General features: G+C 63.8%; 18 protein-coding genes. 11 read left to right on the forward strand and 7 right to left on the reverse strand.

Annotation, left to right across the window (positions count from 1 at the left end; translation table 11 throughout):
- Positions 1-324 precede the first annotated feature (324 nt).
- The 4 genes from AAGD32_16190 to AAGD32_16205 all read right to left on the reverse strand — a co-directional run bounded on the left by AAGD32_16190 (position 325) and on the right by AAGD32_16205 (position 3,741).
- On the reverse strand, positions 325-714 hold the full coding sequence (locus tag AAGD32_16190; GenBank protein MEM8875787.1) for a hypothetical protein: 390 nt from the start codon (positions 712-714) through the stop codon (positions 325-327).
- Complete coding sequence (locus AAGD32_16195) at positions 698-2,179, reverse strand: hypothetical protein (GenBank protein MEM8875788.1); 1,482 nt, start codon at positions 2,177-2,179, stop codon at positions 698-700. The genes AAGD32_16190 and AAGD32_16195 overlap by 17 nt, the downstream gene beginning before the upstream one ends.
- An 11-nt stretch (positions 2,180-2,190) precedes the next feature.
- Positions 2,191-2,598, reverse strand: coding sequence for a cytochrome c (locus AAGD32_16200; protein ID MEM8875789.1), 408 nt, complete (start codon positions 2,596-2,598; stop codon positions 2,191-2,193).
- 189 nt (positions 2,599-2,787) lie between these two features.
- Entirely contained in the window at positions 2,788-3,741 is a 954-nt protein-coding gene (locus tag AAGD32_16205; GenBank protein ID MEM8875790.1) for a M20/M25/M40 family metallo-hydrolase, read from the reverse strand.
- Between the two features lie 99 nt (positions 3,742-3,840).
- On the opposite strand from AAGD32_16205, the gene nuoF reads away from it, so the two are divergent.
- The 5 genes from nuoF (at position 3,841) to AAGD32_16230 (ending at position 8,836) form a co-directional block, all read left to right on the forward strand.
- Positions 3,841-5,190 carry an NADH-quinone oxidoreductase subunit NuoF gene (gene nuoF / locus AAGD32_16210; GenBank protein MEM8875791.1) on the forward strand — a complete coding sequence of 450 codons (1,350 nt, stop codon included), beginning with the start codon at positions 3,841-3,843 and terminating at the stop codon, positions 5,188-5,190.
- 382 nt (positions 5,191-5,572) lie between these two features.
- The gene (locus tag AAGD32_16215) at positions 5,573-6,271 is read left to right on the forward strand and encodes a PEP-CTERM sorting domain-containing protein (GenBank protein MEM8875792.1); all 699 of its coding nucleotides are present in this window, start codon (positions 5,573-5,575) and stop codon (positions 6,269-6,271) included.
- 101 nt (positions 6,272-6,372) lie between these two features.
- Positions 6,373-7,914, forward strand: coding sequence for a sulfotransferase (locus AAGD32_16220; GenBank protein ID MEM8875793.1), 1,542 nt, complete (start codon positions 6,373-6,375; stop codon positions 7,912-7,914).
- Between the two features lie 11 nt (positions 7,915-7,925).
- Positions 7,926-8,615 (forward strand): hypothetical protein, encoded by a 690-nt coding sequence (locus AAGD32_16225; GenBank protein ID MEM8875794.1) that lies wholly within the window; start codon positions 7,926-7,928, stop codon positions 8,613-8,615.
- 32 nt (positions 8,616-8,647) lie between these two features.
- On the forward strand, positions 8,648-8,836 hold the full coding sequence (locus AAGD32_16230; GenBank protein MEM8875795.1) for a YegP family protein: 189 nt from the start codon (positions 8,648-8,650) through the stop codon (positions 8,834-8,836).
- Between the two features lie 41 nt (positions 8,837-8,877).
- On the opposite strand, the gene AAGD32_16235 is transcribed toward AAGD32_16230, so the two are convergent.
- Together AAGD32_16235 and AAGD32_16240 are read right to left on the reverse strand one after the other, a co-directional pair.
- A complete protein-coding gene (locus AAGD32_16235; protein ID MEM8875796.1) occupies positions 8,878-9,696 on the reverse strand; it encodes a hypothetical protein in 819 nt (272 codons plus the stop codon).
- Between the two features lie 173 nt (positions 9,697-9,869).
- Positions 9,870-11,879 carry a CAP domain-containing protein gene (locus AAGD32_16240; protein MEM8875797.1) on the reverse strand — a complete coding sequence of 670 codons (2,010 nt, stop codon included), beginning with the start codon at positions 11,877-11,879 and terminating at the stop codon, positions 9,870-9,872.
- 154 nt (positions 11,880-12,033) lie between these two features.
- Here AAGD32_16240 and AAGD32_16245 point away from each other — a divergent pair, with 154 nt between their 5' ends.
- A complete protein-coding gene (locus AAGD32_16245) occupies positions 12,034-12,939 on the forward strand; it encodes an AEC family transporter (GenBank protein ID MEM8875798.1) in 906 nt (301 codons plus the stop codon).
- A gap of 14 nt (positions 12,940-12,953) precedes the next feature.
- Here AAGD32_16245 and AAGD32_16250 read toward each other — a convergent pair whose 3' ends face one another.
- On the reverse strand, positions 12,954-13,910 hold the full coding sequence (locus AAGD32_16250; GenBank protein ID MEM8875799.1) for a UbiA family prenyltransferase: 957 nt from the start codon (positions 13,908-13,910) through the stop codon (positions 12,954-12,956).
- A gap of 91 nt (positions 13,911-14,001) precedes the next feature.
- On the opposite strand from AAGD32_16250, the gene ribH reads away from it, so the two are divergent.
- From ribH to ftsY, 5 genes are read left to right on the forward strand one after another with little or no spacing between them, the layout of a single operon-like run.
- Positions 14,002-14,457: a 6,7-dimethyl-8-ribityllumazine synthase gene (gene ribH / locus AAGD32_16255; GenBank protein MEM8875800.1), complete on the forward strand. Its 456-nt coding sequence runs from the start codon at positions 14,002-14,004 to the stop codon at positions 14,455-14,457.
- Positions 14,454-14,948, forward strand: a complete 495-nt coding sequence (locus AAGD32_16260; GenBank protein MEM8875801.1) for a zinc ribbon domain-containing protein — start codon at positions 14,454-14,456, stop codon at positions 14,946-14,948. Before ribH ends, AAGD32_16260 begins: the two co-directional genes overlap by 4 nt.
- 18 nt (positions 14,949-14,966) lie before the next feature.
- Complete coding sequence (locus AAGD32_16265; GenBank protein ID MEM8875802.1) at positions 14,967-15,584, forward strand: hypothetical protein; 618 nt, start codon at positions 14,967-14,969, stop codon at positions 15,582-15,584.
- 22 nt (positions 15,585-15,606) lie between these two features.
- The gene (gene nusB, locus AAGD32_16270) at positions 15,607-16,074 is read left to right on the forward strand and encodes a transcription antitermination factor NusB (protein ID MEM8875803.1); all 468 of its coding nucleotides are present in this window, start codon (positions 15,607-15,609) and stop codon (positions 16,072-16,074) included.
- 19 nt (positions 16,075-16,093) lie between these two features.
- On the forward strand, positions 16,094-17,035 hold the full coding sequence (gene ftsY, locus AAGD32_16275; protein MEM8875804.1) for a signal recognition particle-docking protein FtsY: 942 nt from the start codon (positions 16,094-16,096) through the stop codon (positions 17,033-17,035).
- The last annotated feature ends 118 nt before the right edge of the window (positions 17,036-17,153 follow it).

Consider the following 17,153-nt stretch of genomic DNA (forward strand, 5'->3'; position numbering starts at 1 on the left):
GCTGTTTGCTGATCAGCCGCCACAGCACTGCGCGTCACCGCAGTCGGCGTCGACGCAATCAGCTTCGCAGCAACTGCTCGTAGCGTCGGTCGGGATTTCGGCTAAGAGTGATCGGGCTTGGTCGGTGCCGACCTCGCAGGTGTCGCAGACGCAGTCGGTGTCAATAACCGCGCACTCGCAGTCAGCGCAGCAGCACGTGCTGGACAGGCTCAAGCCGATCGAGAGAAGAAACGTTGTAAGCATCGGAGTACTCCGTGTGGTTGGAATGAAGTTGAAATTTGAACGAGAAAGACGTGCGGCTCAGAGCCGCCTGAATCGCACAGTTCAACAGTCCAACCGACACGAAAGTGCCTGGAGTGTCAGCGGCGGCGAGCGCGGCTTGCTTGCAACGCTGCCCAGGCATCCGGGCTGGTGCAAAAGCTCGGGCAGATCGAGCAGCCCGATCAGGACCGGCGGTGACACACTCGGCACATCGGCCGGCATCGGATATGGATCGGTCCCGTCACAGCAAGTCGGGACATCGCTCGGCGCGCCGGGCGTTTGATCGGACGGACAGTCCGACCCGCAACAGCTCATGTCCGCCGCGTCCGCTGCGAACACGCCATCCGCGACCACGCTAAAGACCGGACAAACCGGCCCCAGCATCGCCATCAACATCGCCAACGCGAGCAGGCTGGCGGGTCGGCGTCGAAATTGCCTAGCGGTCCGAAACACCAACATTAGTGTACATCGCTTGGGATTCGGAACAATGACTTTCAGCCGTGACCCGGATGATTGCGCGGGCACCGTAGTCGCACACGTACAAGTGCCCGGTCGTGATGTCCTGCGTGACGTCGAGCGGGTTGGCGAAGTCGATGAAGCCGGGGATGCCTTCGATCTCCTCGGCGAACTGACCGTCTTCGTCGACGCGGATCACGGTGAGGTCGGCCCCGAGGGAGTACCGGCAAATCACCAGCGTGCCGGCAAGCTTCTGCTCGGCGGGCGTGTTGTTCACGTTGACGAACTCGATGACGCCGTTGGCCGAGCGGTGGTCGCCGAGATCGCGAATCGGCGGGTCGTAGTTCGGGTCGGGCATGGTGCCGACCGGATACTGGGGACACTCGGCGAAGTCCTCGCCATCGGTCGGGTTGGCACCGTTGAAGATGTAGTATCCCTGGCTCGGGTTCGGATGGCCGTAGTAGGCACCCTCCTTGGCGTCGAGCAGCCAGTCGTGTTCGGAGAACGGCACGGCCTTCACCGCCGGCGCGTTGCCGTCGGGACACGCGGGGATGTTGCCACCGGGGCTCGAACCGTTGACGGGGATGTACAGGTGCCCGTTGGAATGGAAGACCAGGTCGTAAGCGAGGCGAACCCCATAAGCGTAAATCGTCAGCGGCGCGTCGGGCGCGAACGGGTCGTAGTCGCCCCCACCGCCGGCGGTCGTGACGTCTAGCGGCAGGTCGTCGAGCTTGGCCGGGTCGAGCTTGAGCGTGGAGGCATTGAGCAGCCGTTCGGGCCGCATGCCCCAGGTTTCGTCGGGATCGCCGAAGCCGCTGTTGGATGCCTGGGTGAAGTAGAGGCAGCCGTCGGACCCGAACGCGGCCTGATTGGTCGCGTGGTCACCGGTGCTACGCGGCAAGCCGACCACGACATCGGCCACCTCCGACAGCCCCGGCCCGCGCAGGGTCGAGATGGTGCTCGAAAAGTCTGGTGCGTCGTGGAACGCGAAGTAGTTGTGGACCGCCCACACGACCGGATCGTCGGCGGGCCGGCCGGGCTCGAAGACAAACCCCGTGAGCAGACGTGGCCCGCCGGCCTGATCCTGGAGACTCGTGTACCAGACCGGTTCGCCGAGGTCGCCGTTGGCGTCCAGCTCGAACCGCGCGATCCGCCCGTCGTCCGAACCGCCCCACAACGCACCGTCCGGGCCGACCAGAACGCACGTCCAGCCGACATCGTCCGCGACCGGCTGCGGCGTCTTGGTGAACCGCAGGTCGGGGTCGACCTCGGCGTAGATCTGCATGCCCCAGTCCTTGGGGAGGTTGCCGGTCGTTTGGATCGACTCCTCCGTGAGTGGCGGGACCAGGCCGAGTGACTGCTTGACCGCGTACCAGTAGCCCTTGCCCTTGCACAGCCATGCCCCGCCGACAAGCAGCGGCGTGGCGGTGGCGGCAACGATCATCCATTTTCGTGCTGACATGTTCTTGGGGATTAGCCGTAACGAAGGAACGCAACGATGAACTCCACCTGCTCGTCGGAGAGGTTGGGATTACCGCCTCGTGGCGGCATCGGTTGGCCGGTCTGGTTACCCACACCATCGGCGGCCCGCCCGCGCTTGATGAACGTCGCCAGATCGTCGGCCGGCTGGCGCTCGACGAACCAAGTTCCCTTGAGCGCGGTCCCCATGCGGGGCACGCCCTGCTGCTTCATGCCGTGACACGAAGCGCAACTCGTCATGTATGCCTCGGCGCCGAGCGCGACCTGTTGCTGGATCGGCACGTTCGACACGGCGGAATCACCCTGCGAGCAGCCTGCCAATGCCGTGAGTGCGACCCAGGCGGCGATGCACGCCCCCACTGTGACGAGACAGAGCTTGCGATGTGAAACCCGAATTGCCATGAAATCACCCTCCGGCCTGCCGGCCGATTAATGCGATATTTTAATCCGATTTACAGATACAAGATAGATCGGCCCCGTGCCAAGCGAACTTGCCGCGGCAATGTGAACATCCACGGCAATTCTTGGGATTTGCCGTCGAAAACGTGGGTCTGGGTGGGTTATCGGGCGCTCACCGACCGCCCATTTCGATCACTCAGGATCGGTCTTCGCCAACGCTCGCAGGGCCGACTCGATGCCGTCGATACCGGCGGCCATCCGTTCGTAGTCCAGCGTGTCGGGCGTGTCGCCGTCGGTGTGGTAGTGCGGGTTGCGGAGGAAACTCGTGTCGGTGATCTGCACCGCCGGGTAGCCCTCCTGCCAGTACGACCAATGGTCGCTCAGCCCGGCAAGGTCGGCGACCTTCGGCAACACGACCGGCACCAGCGGCACCTCCGATTCCCAAGCCGACGCGAAGCCTTGGACCAAGCCGACCGACCCCGGCTCGCCGAGGACGACCAGAAACGTCGCGGTCTCGAGCACGGCCGGATCGACGCCGGGGAGTTCGAGGCCGTCGGGGATGCGCTGTGAACCGGGGGCCTCGTCGAAGTAGCCGATCATGTCGAGACTGATCGCGCCCAGCACATCTTGATCGCCAAGCGACTTTGCATGCACGACGCTACCCATCAGCTCGGTGCGAAAGTACGGCGGCTCTTCGTTGGCCCAGAACACGAAGCGGATCGTGTGCTCGGGCTCGGCGTTCTTGAGCCGGTCGGCGAGTTCCAACAAGCCGACGACGCCGCTGGCGTTGTCGTCGGCGCCGGGCGTCTCGGGCACCGTGTCGTAATGTGCTCCGACGATGAGAACCTTGGCATCCGCGGCCTTGCCCGGCACGTCGGCGATCAGGTTCACGCTCTCAACCTCGACACCGTTGGCGACGAACGAGAACGCCTGCCGCTTCACCTCGTAGTCCATTGCAAGGAGCCGACCTTCGAGGTACTTGGCTGAGGCGGCATATGTCTCCGGGTGCGTCGGGTCCCGGTCGGCGTACTCCGTGCTCAGCAGCGTCACCTCGGCTTCGATCCGCTGCTCGACGGATAACTCACGGGGCGTAGCGGTCGCGGGATTCGTCGCAGGCGCGAAGGCAAAAAGCAAAGGCAGCAGCATGGGGGCGAGGCTACACGGCATCACGGGCCGCGCACACTGCTTTTCAATTCCGGTCAGCGCCCTGCCAAATCGCCCGGCAGTTCGTATGATTCGCCTGACATGGCATTCGAACCCGTCCTGCTTTCACGCATCCCGCAGAACCCGGCCGACCGCAAGCTGTACTGGTATGACGATTACGTCGCGACCGGCGGCTACAAGGCGCTCGAGAAGGCGCTCGACATTGAGCCGGACGACCTGATCAAGCTCGTTACCGACTCAGGCCTGCGCGGGCGTGGCGGTGCGGGGTTCAGCACCGGGCAGAAGTGGTCGTTCATCCCCAAGGAAAAGAAGGGACCGCACTATCTCGCGGTCAACGGCGACGAGTCCGAGCCGGGCACGTTCAAGGACCGATACCTGATCGACTACGACCCGCACCAGATGCTCGAGGGTTGCGCGATCACCGCCATCGCGACGCAGATCGACGCCATCTACATCTTCATCCGCGGCGAGTACCACCGCCAGATCAAGGTCACCGAACGCGCCGTCAAGGAAGCGTATGAGAAAGGCATCTTCGGGCCGCAGGGATTGATGAACGGCAAGGGCCGACCTGTTGAGTGCTACGTGCACAGCGGCGCGGGCGCGTACATCTGCGGCGAGGAGACGGGCCTGCTCGAAGCGCTCGAAGGCAAGCGCGGCTGGCCGCGCCTCAAGCCGCCCTTCCCCGCGATCAGCGGCGCGTTCGGCAAGCCCACCGTCATTAACAACGTCGAAACGCTCTGCTGCGTCCCGTGGATCGTCGAACGTGGCGCGGCGTGGTTCAAGACTATGGGCACCAAGTCCAGCCCCGGCCCCAAGCTCTACGGCATGTCCGGCCACCTCAACGCCCCCGGCGTCTACGAAGAGGAACTGGGCATCACGCTCCAAGAGTCCATCGACCTCGCCGGCGGCATGAAGGGCGGTGCTCACAAGGGCACCATCTGCGGCGGCATTTCCATGGGTGTACTCGGACCGGATGAGCTCGACATCAAGCTCGACTTCGATGACGTCCGCTTCCGCGGCGGCTGCCTCGGCCTCGGGACCGCGGGCATGATCGTCATGAACGAGCACACCGACATGGTCGAGGCCCTGCGTAACTGCGTCCGCTTCTACGCCCACGAGTCCTGCGGCCAGTGCACCCCCTGCCGCGAAGGCTCCAGCTGGATGAAGAAGATCATGGACCGCATGGTCGCCGGCCATGCCCGCCAGCGTGACCTGGACATGATGCTCGAACTGGAAAAGACCATGGGCATCATGCCCGGCTGCACGATCTGCGGCCTCGCCGACGGCACCGCCTGGGCCACCCGCACCTTCATCAACAAGTACTACGACGAGTTCCAGGCCCGCCTGCTCCCCGAAACCGAGAAGCGCGTCGCCCTGAACATCCGCGGCACGAGCAACGTCACGACGCCGATGGGAAGCAACACTCGTTAATGGGTGCGCCGCGCCCAAGAACTTGCTCCAGACGATAAAAACGCAACGGCGTGCGGAGTCATCCGCACGCGTTGTCTATGTTGACACACACAGTCGCCGCCGATCCGGAATCCTTACAAAAAATCGTCAAGAAGATTGTTGACGCGGGGTTTGCACTCCTTTAGGTTGAAATCGGTAGGGAAGAGAAGATGCATGTCGATCACGCGATCTCCTCTCTACACCGACACATTGCCCGAACTTAACGCCGCGTGGCGTTTTCGGGCCGTGTAAGTTCGATGTGCGTGGGCTCTTCGTCCGGGTCCTCAGCACAATGGTCCATTGGGCCGGCAACGTCGCCGGTTCAAGCAACGCAAAGTAGAGATCCAGGAGAGACTACATCATGATGTCCCGCAAACACGCCCTTTTTGGCGGCGCACTTCTCAGCGCCGGCATTGCTGCTTCCGCCAGCGCCCAGACCTTCATCCTTTCCGACACCGGCAGCTACGCCGGCACCGCGTTCAACTCTTTCATCGACCTGAACGCCGGTTACTACATCGCCACCCCCTATGCCATCGGTATTGACACCGAAGTCGACATCGCCGCCGGCGTTGATGGCGCGACCGTCGCCGACCTGAATGCCACTGCTGTCTCGCTCGATGGCAGCACCACGGTCAACTCGATCGTGACCGAAGACCTCGTCCGCTACGACGCGGTTTGGGACGGCGTGACCAACGACGGCAGCTACTTCGGCGGTGCCATCCAGATTTTCTTCGAAGTCTCCACGGACACTGACCTGATCCTGTCATGGGACATGTCCGACACCGACTTCTTTGGCCCCCCGTCCTTCTTCACCATTGAACAGCTTGGCACGACCCTTCCTGGTGGTGATTTCGATATCACGGCCGCCAATGCCGCTGGTACGACGTCAATCCCGGTGGAAGCTGGTATTGCCTACGGTGCCGTGCTCACGGCAGGTGCACCTTTCGGCTTCAGCACCACCACCAACTTCCTCGAGATCAGTCTCGCTCCGATTCCCGAGCCCGCTTCGCTCGGCCTTCTGGGCCTCGGCGGCACCCTGCTCGTGCGTCGTCGTCGCGCCTAAGCGTCACGCCGATCATCACGATCTGCTTGCAACACCCGAGCCTACTTCGGTAGGCTCGGGTGTTCTTTTCCATCCACAAGACGTTTCTGGACCCCCGCCCCATGTCCAACTTCCGACGCACCAAACCCGCCCGCAAACCGAAGTCCGCCACGCCACGTCGAACGGCAACCCATCAACGTTTCATCGGCGAGGCTCGCAAGCTCATCGCGGCCGACAAGCTCGAGGAAGGCCACGCCAAACTCAACGAGCTCACGAGCCGTTGGCTCAAGACGCCCGACCCCGAAGTACTCTTCTTGCATGCGGTGATCGCCGAGAAGCGTGGCCGCGACAACGAACACCTGCGCTACGCCCGGCAGTCGGTCAATCTCCACCACCACACCGACGCTATCCTCTCACTCGCCCGCGCCCTGCGAAAAAAGGGACGAACCGACGAGTGCTGCGAACTCTGCGACGAAGCTTTGGCCATGTCTCCATCGCTGACCGGGGCGCCCATCCTCAAGGCGGGCGCGCTCGAAGAGGCCGGCCGATTCGACGAAGCCGAGGCGATCGTCTCCGAGGCACTTGCGGCCGCGGAGTCCTCCGGAAAACCGCCATCGATCCTGCTCAAGGACGTGCACGCACGCATTCTGGTCCAACGAAAGAAACACGAACAAGCCGTGCAAGTCATCGATGACCTGCTCGAAGACAAGGCCGCCAACGAAGGGGTGAAGCGATCGACCCTGCACTTGCGGGCCAAGTCGTGCGACCGGGCGAAGCAGTTCGACGAGGCCTGGGATTCTGCGGTGCGGGCCAACGAAATCGGCGAGATTCCCTTCGACCCCGACCTCTATACCGAACAAGTCGATGCGCTGATGGAGGTGTGGTCACGTGATCATGTCAGTCGGTTTCCGATCGCCGATTGCGACAGCGAGTTGCCAGTGTTCATCGCCGGCATGCCCCGAAGCGGCACGAGCCTGATCGACCAGATCGTCGACGCCCACCCGAAAGCCGCGGGCGTCGGTGAGCTCGCGACGATCGAGTCGTTCGCCGCGGAGTTGGCCATGGCTTACAACCCTGATAAAGAGCCGCCCGGTTGCTTCGGCGAGTTCACGAACTACCGCTGGACCGCGACAGCGAACCGCTACGTCGAAGAACTGCAAAATGCCGCCGAATCCGGCGTCGAACGCGTCGTCAACAAAGCACTGGGCAACAACCGGTTGGTCGGATTGATTTCACGATTGTTCCCCAAAACACGGATCATCCACGCCATTCGCGACCCTCGAGACGTCGCGATCAGTTGCTTCATGGGTGGCTTCAACAACCAACGCAACGCATGGACAACGCGGGTGGAGTGGGCGTCCCGCGCCTGGGTCGAATCTGCACGGCTCATGGAACATTGGAAGCAGACGCTCGACGTGCCCATCCTTGACGTTCACTACGAGAAGCTCGTTGCGGACCCCGAGAACGAGTTTCCACGCCTGATCGAATTCCTCGGGTTGCCGTGGGATGATCGGTGCTTCGACTTCTACAAGTCCAAGCGAACCGTCCGCACGCTCAGTTACGACCAAGTCAACCGGCCGATCTACACCACCAGTTCCGGTCGGCACAAGAACTACGAGGCGTTCATCAAGGACATCGAGTTTCCCGAGTACATCCTCGCCTAGCGTGCTGGCGGATGAGTGAAACCAACCCAGCCGGTGGAACCGACGTCATGCTGCGAGTGGCGCACTACGCGTTGCTCAGCGGGCTTTGTCAGTTCATCCCGGTTCCGTTCGCCGACGACTTTGCCGACGGGCAGGTTCGGCGTCAGATGGTCGAATCGCTGCTCCGTGGTCGTGGCCGATCGTTCGACATGCAACAGGTGAAGCCGCTCTGGGCCGGGCGGGACACCGGGATCATTCGTCAAGCGGGCGGGTTGGCGAAAGCGCTGGTGCTGACCCCCATCAAGAAGGTGTTGCGGACGGTGTTCTTCTGGCTCGGGATACGCCGGGCGATCCTCGAAGCCACCGAGGCGTTGGCGTTGGGTCACACGATTGATCGACTGCTCGCGGCCGGCTGGTTCCCTGATGACGCCGACCCGGATCAGCTTCGATCGGCTGCCGATCGCGTGGTGCGTGCGGTTGAGGACTCGTCGTCCGGCTCCGACTGGCGTGGGCTCAAGCTCTTGGTCCGCGAGACCGCACGCCGCTTCAAGAACGCGAAGCTCCCCTTCCGACGCAGCGAAACGCTCAGCGACGAAGAACGCCAAACGCTCGACGCAGCGAGCGAAGACCTGCGTGCCCGCCTGGAAACGGACGAGGCGCAATCCGTGCTGGCCCGCTTCGACGCCGAGGTCGATCGCCGTCTGCGTGGCTCCTCGCTTTGACGTTGGTCCACATGTGCGGTATCACATGGGCTATGGCAAAGTTTGAAGTCTACCAAGACAAAAAAGGCGAGTACCGCTGGCGCCTCAAGTCCAGCAACGGCCAGAACATCGCCAACGGCGGTGAGGGCTACGTCGCCAAGGCCGACTGCCTGAACGGCATCGAGTCGGTCAAGAAAAACTCGCAGACGGCCGACATCGTCGAGCTTCCGAAGGAAGACTAAATCGGCTTCCGAAAATGGGCTGCGGCGCGATGCGCCGCAGCCTATTTGCTGCGCGAAACGAGTACGGCGATCGCCGGCGCCGCGGCGAGGCCGAGCCGCCCCAGCGTGTTCGACAGCATTCGCAGACGGAACAGTTCTTCGAAGCCGAGCGTGTGGATGATAACAAACGCCCACGTCGCCAGGTTCACCGCGCACCCACCGACAAGGCCCGTGGCAATCGTCGTTGCAAACCTACCCCGCGTGAATGGCAGCAGACAAAGCAGCAACGCGATCCAAAGGCAACTACCTGCGAGCAACGACAATTCGACCTGTCGTTCAACCATGAGCCGAACGCTCGCCGCATAAGCGTAGCCGGCATTGGCGAAAACGAACGTGACCGGCACGCACACCACCACCAACGACATCGATCGAAGCCCGCCGACGTCTTTCAATCGGAACACGGTCACGGTCAACACCAGCGTGATCGCCGCGAGGATCAGCACGAGCGGCTCGACCTGATTCCGCAGCTGTTGCACGATCATCCGGAAGCCGAAAGAAGTCCGCTGCTGGAACGCGGTCGTGACGGCATCCCAGCTCTCGGCGATCGGGATGCAGGCAACGCCGATGGCACCGAGGGCGGCGATGGTGAGCCAAACCCGTTCGCGCGGATACCGCATCACCGACGACAGCCCGGCCAGCACCAACAGCGGCAGCGTTCCGTACACCCACCAACGCTCCCACGTCAGCGTCGCCGGCCGCACCGCGTAGTGCAGTTCCGACACGATCGCCGCGACACCGATGAGCGTGATGAGCCGCAGCACAAACCGCGGCCGCTCACGTTCGTTGGCTTCGGCTTCGGCATAGTTGAGCGTGTCGGGCACGATGCAATGAGCATGCGCGATCCGTCTCGTGGATGCGAGAAAGCCTGCGGCCGGCCAATGCGAGGGCACGATCGCACCCCGCCCGTGCGATGAAGAAAAACCCGCCGGGTGCGGTGAAGCGCCCGGCGGGTCGGTAGGGAAAGAAGAGAAACGATGCGAAAATCGTGTCGCGATCAGGCGGCCAGTTCGTGCTGGGTGTAGCCAATACCTTCGACGTTAATGAACTCGTCGGCGAAGTCACCGAACACTTCGTCATGGCCGTCGCCACCATCGAACAGGTCGTCGACGTCGTTGTACCCAAAGAGCAGATCGTTACCGCTGCCACCGATGAGGTGGTCGCCGCCGCCGACGCCGTCGAGGATGTCATCGCCGGCGTTGCCGATCAGGACGTTGGCGACTTCGGCGTGGCCGCGGAGGTGATCGTTGCCGCTACCACCGATGAGCGTTTCGACGTTGGCGAAGATGTGATCTCCCTCGCCGCGGTAGCCGTCGTCGCCGACGGTGCGGTAGTCGGTGGTGTAGTCGTCGGAGACGGTGGCGAACACCCGGCCGCTACGGCTGTCGTAGGAAACGGTGTCCTTGCCATCGCCGCCGTCGAGCAGGTCGGCACCAAAGCCACCGTCAAGGTAGTCGCGGCCGTTCTGTCCGTGGACGCGGTCATCGCCGGACTCGCCGTAGAGCTTGTCGTTGTGGTTGCCGCCAAAGAGCACGTCGTCGCCGGGGCCGGCCAGAAGTTGATCGTGTCCGTTGTGACCGTCGAGTTGGTCGTTGCCCGAACCGCCGAGAAGGACGTCGTGGTGGCCGTTGCCGAAGAGCCGGTCGTTGCCGCCGGCACCCCAGAGTGAGTCGTTGCCGCCGTTGCCGTTGAGTCGATCGTTGCCGCCGCGGCCGTTGAGTTCATCGTGGCCGTCGCCGCCGGTGAGAACGTCCGCCCCATCGCCGCCGGCGAGCGTGTCATTGCCCGAGCCACCGTTGTAGTAGACGCCGAGGACGTCGCCGTTCGCGCCGGTCAGGCCGGTGCCGGTGTCGACCAGATCATTGCCCGAACCGGCGTACACCTCGATGCCGTGGACCTTGTCGGCGTCGACCTGAGCAATCTCGCCGTTGTAGGTGACCGTGATGTGGGCACCGTCACGGGTGAGGCCGATCGCGTCGTCGCCGCTGGTGCCCTCGACGATCAGTGTACCGGCGGAAAGACGGGCCCACGCGGGCAGTTGAGTTTCCTGGGGTGCGGCTTCATCACCGTCAAAGTCAGTGACAGGAGCCGGCGTGCTGGTGGCCTGGTCCGGCGTGAAGTCGAGCTTCACGTTCTCCGATCCGACGGTGACGTTTTGGAAAACGACGTTGCCGTTGAGCCCGGTGCCGTTGGCGGTGATGGTGTAGGTACCGGCCGGGAGGCGCATGGCGTAACCGCCGGCCGCACTGGTGGTCGTTTGGTAGATCGCGCCGTTGCTGTGGCGTGCGGTGACGGTGATGCCGGCGAGTTGTTCGCCCGGCGTGTAGAAGTCGTCATCCACGGCCGCATCGGTGTAGGCGACGCCCGTCAGGAAGCTGTCGCCGCCGTTGGCGTTGTTGAAGGCGAAGTTCTGACCGGTGAGCACGGCATTCCAGGTGCGCCCGGCGTACTCGTAGCCGCTGCCGATCACGACACCGCTACCGATCTCACGGAAGCCGTCCGAGAGCATCGTCAGTCGGTGGCCGCGACTCGCGACCGTGTCGTCGATGAACAGGTTCGCGTGGTGCTGGTCGATCTCATTAACGGAAACGGACTTGCCCCAGGTGGACATGCGGACCGAGAGGTTTTCGCCGGATGCCGAGCCGTTGACGAACTCGTAGCCGGCGTCCCGCATGCGGTCAGTCGGGCTGCTGCCGTTGGCGCCGCTGTGGGCGAAGCGGTCGTTGTCGAAGAGCCATTGCAGGTGGTCACGGACGGCCTCGGTCAGATCCGCGTTGACGGCCAGCGGCTGACGCGCGTGGCTGCCGAGCGTGCCGGGTGCGAGGCCTTCGTTGAGGTCGATGCCGTGCAGGCTCGCCTCGGCGACGGGGTTCATGCGTGTGCGGTTGATCAGCTCAACCATGTACTGCTCGTAGGGCGTGACCTCGTAGCCGCTGAGCAAACGCCGGCTCTCCATCGTCTCAATGACGGCCTGCTGAATCGTCTCGTTGTTCTTCGTGTTACGCATTTTCGCTGGTCCTTTTCGCTGTCGTTCCTTACCTGGTTTGACAGACGCATACGGATCAGCCGCGTGCAAATGCGCGACGCAAAATTGGTCATGCCCGATAACAAAGCCGGGGTCGGTTTCATCGTGGACGCGGCCGGGTAGGCTCTGGCGACCGGTGCTCGCCATCCTCAACATCCTCGGCCCCATCCTGCTCATGGCCGGACTCGGCGCGCTGCTCCAACGCGCGTTCAAGCTCTCGCTCGACACGCTGGTCAAGCTCAACCTCTACCTGTTCGTCCCGGCGTTCATCTTTCAACGCGTCGGAACCAGCAACATCGACTGGTCGGAGATGGGCTGGATCATGGGACTGACGTGCGTCACCGGCGTCGGGCTCGGCGCGATCGTCGGGCTTCTCGCCCGGCTCGGCGGCGCGTCCCGCCCCACCGTCGCGGCGATGATGCTCGCGACCTGCATTTACAACTCCGGCAACTACGGCGTCCCGCTCGCCGAACTCGCCTATGGCACCGAGGGGGGCGCGGCCCAAACATTTGTTCTCTTCACGCAGAACATCCTCACGTTCACCGTCGGGATGTTTCTCGCCGGCAGCGGGACGATGTCGCCGAAGGCGGTGCTCAAGAGACTTTTCCGCATGCCGATCCCGTACGCCGTGTTCGCGGGGGTGGCGTTGCGGTTCGTCGGCGCTGAGAAAATGCCCGCGATCCTTGATTCATCCGCGACGTACCTCGCCAACGGACTCGTGCCCGTCGCCCTCGTGACGCTCGGCGCACAGCTCGGCAAGAACCCGCGCTGGCCGAGATGGAAGCCCGTGCTGGTCGTGTGCGGTGCCCGGCTGATCATCGGCCCGCTGTTCATGATGGGGCTCATCCGCCTCACGCCGACGGAGTTGTACCCACTGCCCGGCGATGTCCTTGTGCTCACCGCCGGCGTGCCGTGCGCGATCAACATCCTGTTGCTCACGATCGAACTCGAAGGCGACGCGGACCTCGCGGCCGATTGCGTATTTTGGTCCACCGTGTTCAGCGCGGTTTCGGTGGCCGTCTGGATTGCAATCCTCGAGTGATCGGTCAGCGAATATCAGCCGTCTTCGCTGATGAAGTCAGGCTTGCGTGACAACTCGACCACGCTCCCCCATGCCCGCATCAGCACGACACATCCGTATGCGATCGGCAGTAATGCGAGGATGCACAACGCCGGAACAATACCGACATGCCCCAGCACGAACGCGGCGTCGAGCACGATCAACCAAAGCAGTCCAACGAGCATGAGCCGCTTGCCCAGCGCCCGCGAGTCGCGGGTGACGCTCACCAGCCAACCGCCGGCCACCGCGAAACCCAGCAGCGCGAAAAGCAACGACGCCACCGCCAACGGTGGCATCTCGAAAATCGCCAAACCCCGCCGGTACAAGATGGCCGCATCCATCACCGCCAGCCCCGCGAGCACGAGCATCACGTGCAACGGTCGTAGGAGCGGCCGCTTCTGTTCAAGTCCGTAGCACACCGCGGAGAGCGCCGCGACGAAGTGCAGCAACACCAACGCGTGCAACTCCACCGGCAACGGCGACGCGGGTACCACCGCATGAAAAAAACGGATCATCCCCAGCGCGAGCAGGCCCGGTGCGACAAGGTACTTACCCGCCAGGTCGTAGAACGCGATCAGCACCGCCGTCGCAACAACGAGCGTGAGCGTCATCCGAAAGTCCGGCATCATCGTCGCCAGCCACGCCCCGAAACCGAGCCCCGCAATCAGCAGCAGTGCCGCGAGGAGATGCGCCGTCACCGGCCGCAACCGCCCCGACGGCAAGGGCCGCGTCTTGGCAATTTGCGCGTCGCGGCGTTGATCGACGATGTCGTTGAACGTCATGCCGAAGCCGTACAGCCCGACACTCATCCCCGCCGCCGCGACCGACGTTTGCCACTCCCACCGCCCCGCCAACAGCAACGCCGCCTGTGCGTCGGCAACCGCCGTGAACACCAACGCCATCCGCGTCAGTTGCAGCACGCTCAGCAGGCGGTCGGTGACGGCACGAAACATCGTCGCAGTGTACACGGCGGTTACGAAGTTCGTTCCGGTTCGTAACGCCCGGCCCACGGCAAACCTCGGCCGTTGCCGTTAAGCTTCGTGCATGAGCAGCGCAGCGCCGAACGCGTCCAACGCACCGATCGACCCGAAGGATCGCTTCGCCATCATCGCGGCCCGCTGGAACGAGGCGATCGTCGAGCCGATGCTCGCCGCTTGCACCGAGCGGTTTGCCGAGCGTGGATGTGAACGGGTGGACGTCCATCGCGTGCCGGGCAGTTACGAGCTTCCCGTTGCCGCCAAGTGGGCCGCGGAATCCGAGCGCTATGCCGGCTTGATCACGCTCGGCTGCGTCATCCGCGGCGACACCGCCCACTTCGAGTATGTCGCCGGACCGTGTGCCGATGGCTGCATGCGCGTGCAACTGGCCACGGGCGTGCCGGTGATCTTCGGCGTGCTCACCGTGGAAAACGAAGAGCAAGCCCGAGCCCGCATACCGAACGGTTCAGCGGCGGCCGATGTGGCGCTTGAGATGGTCGCTCTGCGAAAGGAACTCGCGTGATCGAAGTGCAGCCGATCCCCGAGAACTGCCCGGCCTGCGGTACGCCGCTGCAGAACAACGCCGCGTTCTGCCATCGCTGCGGCACCGCCACCGGCGTCCCGCGTGAGGTGCTCTACGAACGCGAGAAAGAACCCACCGGGTACGAATGGCGCACCCGCACACAGATCTTCGGCGTGCCGCTCATTCACGTTTGCAGCAACGTCAAGGACGAGGAAGGCAAGACGAAAATCGCCAAGGGGATCATCGCCAGCGGCGACATCGCGGTGGGCGTCTTCGCGAGTGGTGGCCTGGCACTGGGCGTGCTCACGGCCGGCGGTATGTCGGCCGGCCTGCTCGGTGCGTTTGGCGTCATCGCCGTCGGCGGCGGGTTTGCCTTTGGCGGCATCGCAGTCGCCGGCGGGGTTGCCTTTGGCGGCATCGCGATCGGCAGCTCGCCCAACGGCGGACTCGAACTGACCTGGGTCTCGATCCTTCACCGCCTCTTCGGCTGAATCGTAAACTACACCCCCATGCTCGGCTGGCTGGTCATTCTCCTCATCACACTGCTCATCGTCGGCGGGTTCGCCGGGTTGGCACTTTGGCTCGGCAATCGCATGGCGGCCGAGGACGACCAACGGACCGAGATGCTGCGCGAGCAGTACCGCGAGCAGCGACTGCGAAATCCGTATGCCCACAACTGCGGCGCGCACGTCGCCCCCGCGGAAATGCCCGCCGCGTCCGCCACGCCACCCCCGCCGGTGCCCAGCAACGCACCGCTACGCGCGGAGCTGATCGACGACGTCGACAAAGACCTTCCGGAAGATGAACGTGCCCGCCGGGCTTGGCCGATGTTCCTGCAGATGTGGGAAGCCCACCGCCGTGACTCGACGCACCGCTTCCTGATCCGAACCAGCTTGCACGGGCGTGATGCCGTGGAGTCCTGCTGGCTCCGTCCGACGACAATCGACGGGCCGCAGTACATCGTCATCGCGGCGGTTGCGCAAGACCCGGTGAAGCTTCGCTCGGTCCGTAAAGGCGAAAAGGTCCGGGTCCGGCTCGGCGCAGACTTGCAGAAGCTCGAGGACTGGAAGATCGAAACGCCGACCGGCCTTGAGACGCCGGCCGGCACGCGCGATGCGTTGGAGTAATCCGAACGCATACCATCGTCCGATGGCCGACGCATCCGATACGCCAGCCCGCCAGAGCCCGACGGCCAAGCTCAACGCTCAGGCCCGACCACTCGCGCTGCAAGTGCTTTTCGCTTGGGACGCGACCGGGGCCGACGAGGTCGCCGTCGCCGAGCACATCACCCGGCCGACCGACACCGCCGAGCACACCCACGAAGTCCGACAGAAAGCCCGAGACATGGCCCGTGGCGCGTGGAACGATCGCAAGCAGATCGACGACACGCTCGAACGGCTCAGCCCGAAATGGCCGCCCCGCCGTCAGCCGGCCGTCGATCGAAACATTCTCCGCCTGGCGATCTGGGAACTCTTCAACACCGACACGCCGCCCAAGGCGATCCTTGACGAAGCGATCGAGTTGGCGAAGGAGTTCTCCACGGCCGACAGCGGCAAGTTCGTCAACGGCGTGCTGGACGCGGCCTTGAAAGAACGCAACGCGCTGCTCGGCAACTAACCCGGCTACGCTTCCGCACATGGCGTTTTTCTCCAAGACGATCGACAAGCTCAAGGGAGCACTCAAGAAGACCGCCGAGGTGCTCAACACCGACGTGCGGACGCTTTTCGTACCCGGGCGGCAGATCGACCGGGCGTTTCTCGATGAACTGGAAGAGAAACTCATCCGCGCCGACGTCGGGGTGAAGAACGCGATCGCGATCCGCAAGGAAGTCGGCGATCGCTGGCGGCTCGGCAAGATCAAAAATGCCGCCGACGCTCAAGGAGTGGTGCGGGAAAAGATGCTCGAAGGCTGGCGTGAGCCGGGCGAGCGCGAGTTGCGTTTCGCGTCGAATGCCCCGACCGTCATCATGGTCTGCGGCGTCAACGGGGCCGGTAAGACCACGAGCATCGCCAAGCTAGCCTGGCTGCTCACGACGCAGTTGAACAAGTCCGTCATGCTCGCGGCAAGCGATACGTTCCGTGCCGCGGCCGTCGATCAGCTCACCATCTGGGCCGACCGGCTCGGCGTGGAAATCGTCAAGCAATCGACCGGCTCGGACCCGGCCGCCGTCGCCTATTCCGCCGCCGAGGCCGCCAAAGCGCGGGGGACCGACGTGCTCATCGTCGACACCGCCGGCCGGCTGCACACACAGGCGCACCTCATGCAGGAACTGGCGAAGATCCGCCGGGTCATCGGCAAGGTCATTCCCGACGCGCCGCACGAAACCATCCTGGTCCTCGATGGCACCACCGGCCAGAACGCCATCGCTCAGGCCAAGCACTTCCGCGAGGTCGTCGATCTCACCGGCCTGTTCCTCGCGAAACTCGACGGCACCGCAAAGGGCGGCGTGATCCTCGCCATCCGCGACGAACTGAAACTGCCGGTGAAGTTCATCGGCCTCGGTGAGACGCCCCAAGACGTCGAAACCTTCGCCCCGGACCGATTCATCGACGCACTGCTGGGCGAACCGGTGCAATAGCGCAAACCTTGATCGGCAGGCATACCGAGAACGGCGATGCCCGCGCAACCAACACCGGCCGAACTCGACGGTTGTCGAGTTCGGCCGATGCTTAGATCGTTCTGCAGGTCAAAGACCC

This window comes from Planctomycetota bacterium (assembly GCA_039182125.1).
GTDB lineage: Bacteria > Planctomycetota > Phycisphaerae > Tepidisphaerales > Tepidisphaeraceae > JBCDCH01.

Coding starts and splice junctions, on each gene's coding strand:
- AAGD32_16195 (MEM8875788.1), bottom strand. CDS start 2,179: ATGTCAGCACGAAAATGGATGATCGTTGCCGCCACCGCCACGCCGCTG.
- AAGD32_16200 (MEM8875789.1), bottom strand. CDS start 2,598: ATGGCAATTCGGGTTTCACATCGCAAGCTCTGTCTCGTCACAGTGGGG.
- AAGD32_16205 (MEM8875790.1), bottom strand. CDS start 3,741: ATGCTGCTGCCTTTGCTTTTTGCCTTCGCGCCTGCGACGAATCCCGCG.
- nuoF (MEM8875791.1), top strand. CDS start 3,841: ATGGCATTCGAACCCGTCCTGCTTTCACGCATCCCGCAGAACCCGGCC.
- AAGD32_16215 (MEM8875792.1), top strand. CDS start 5,573: ATGTCCCGCAAACACGCCCTTTTTGGCGGCGCACTTCTCAGCGCCGGC.
- AAGD32_16220 (MEM8875793.1), top strand. CDS start 6,373: ATGTCCAACTTCCGACGCACCAAACCCGCCCGCAAACCGAAGTCCGCC.
- AAGD32_16225 (MEM8875794.1), top strand. CDS start 7,926: ATGAGTGAAACCAACCCAGCCGGTGGAACCGACGTCATGCTGCGAGTG.
- AAGD32_16230 (MEM8875795.1), top strand. CDS start 8,648: ATGGCAAAGTTTGAAGTCTACCAAGACAAAAAAGGCGAGTACCGCTGG.
- AAGD32_16240 (MEM8875797.1), bottom strand. CDS start 11,879: ATGCGTAACACGAAGAACAACGAGACGATTCAGCAGGCCGTCATTGAG.
- AAGD32_16250 (MEM8875799.1), bottom strand. CDS start 13,910: ATGTTTCGTGCCGTCACCGACCGCCTGCTGAGCGTGCTGCAACTGACG.
- ribH (MEM8875800.1), top strand. CDS start 14,002: ATGAGCAGCGCAGCGCCGAACGCGTCCAACGCACCGATCGACCCGAAG.
- AAGD32_16265 (MEM8875802.1), top strand. CDS start 14,967: ATGCTCGGCTGGCTGGTCATTCTCCTCATCACACTGCTCATCGTCGGC.
- nusB (MEM8875803.1), top strand. CDS start 15,607: ATGGCCGACGCATCCGATACGCCAGCCCGCCAGAGCCCGACGGCCAAG.
- ftsY (MEM8875804.1), top strand. CDS start 16,094: ATGGCGTTTTTCTCCAAGACGATCGACAAGCTCAAGGGAGCACTCAAG.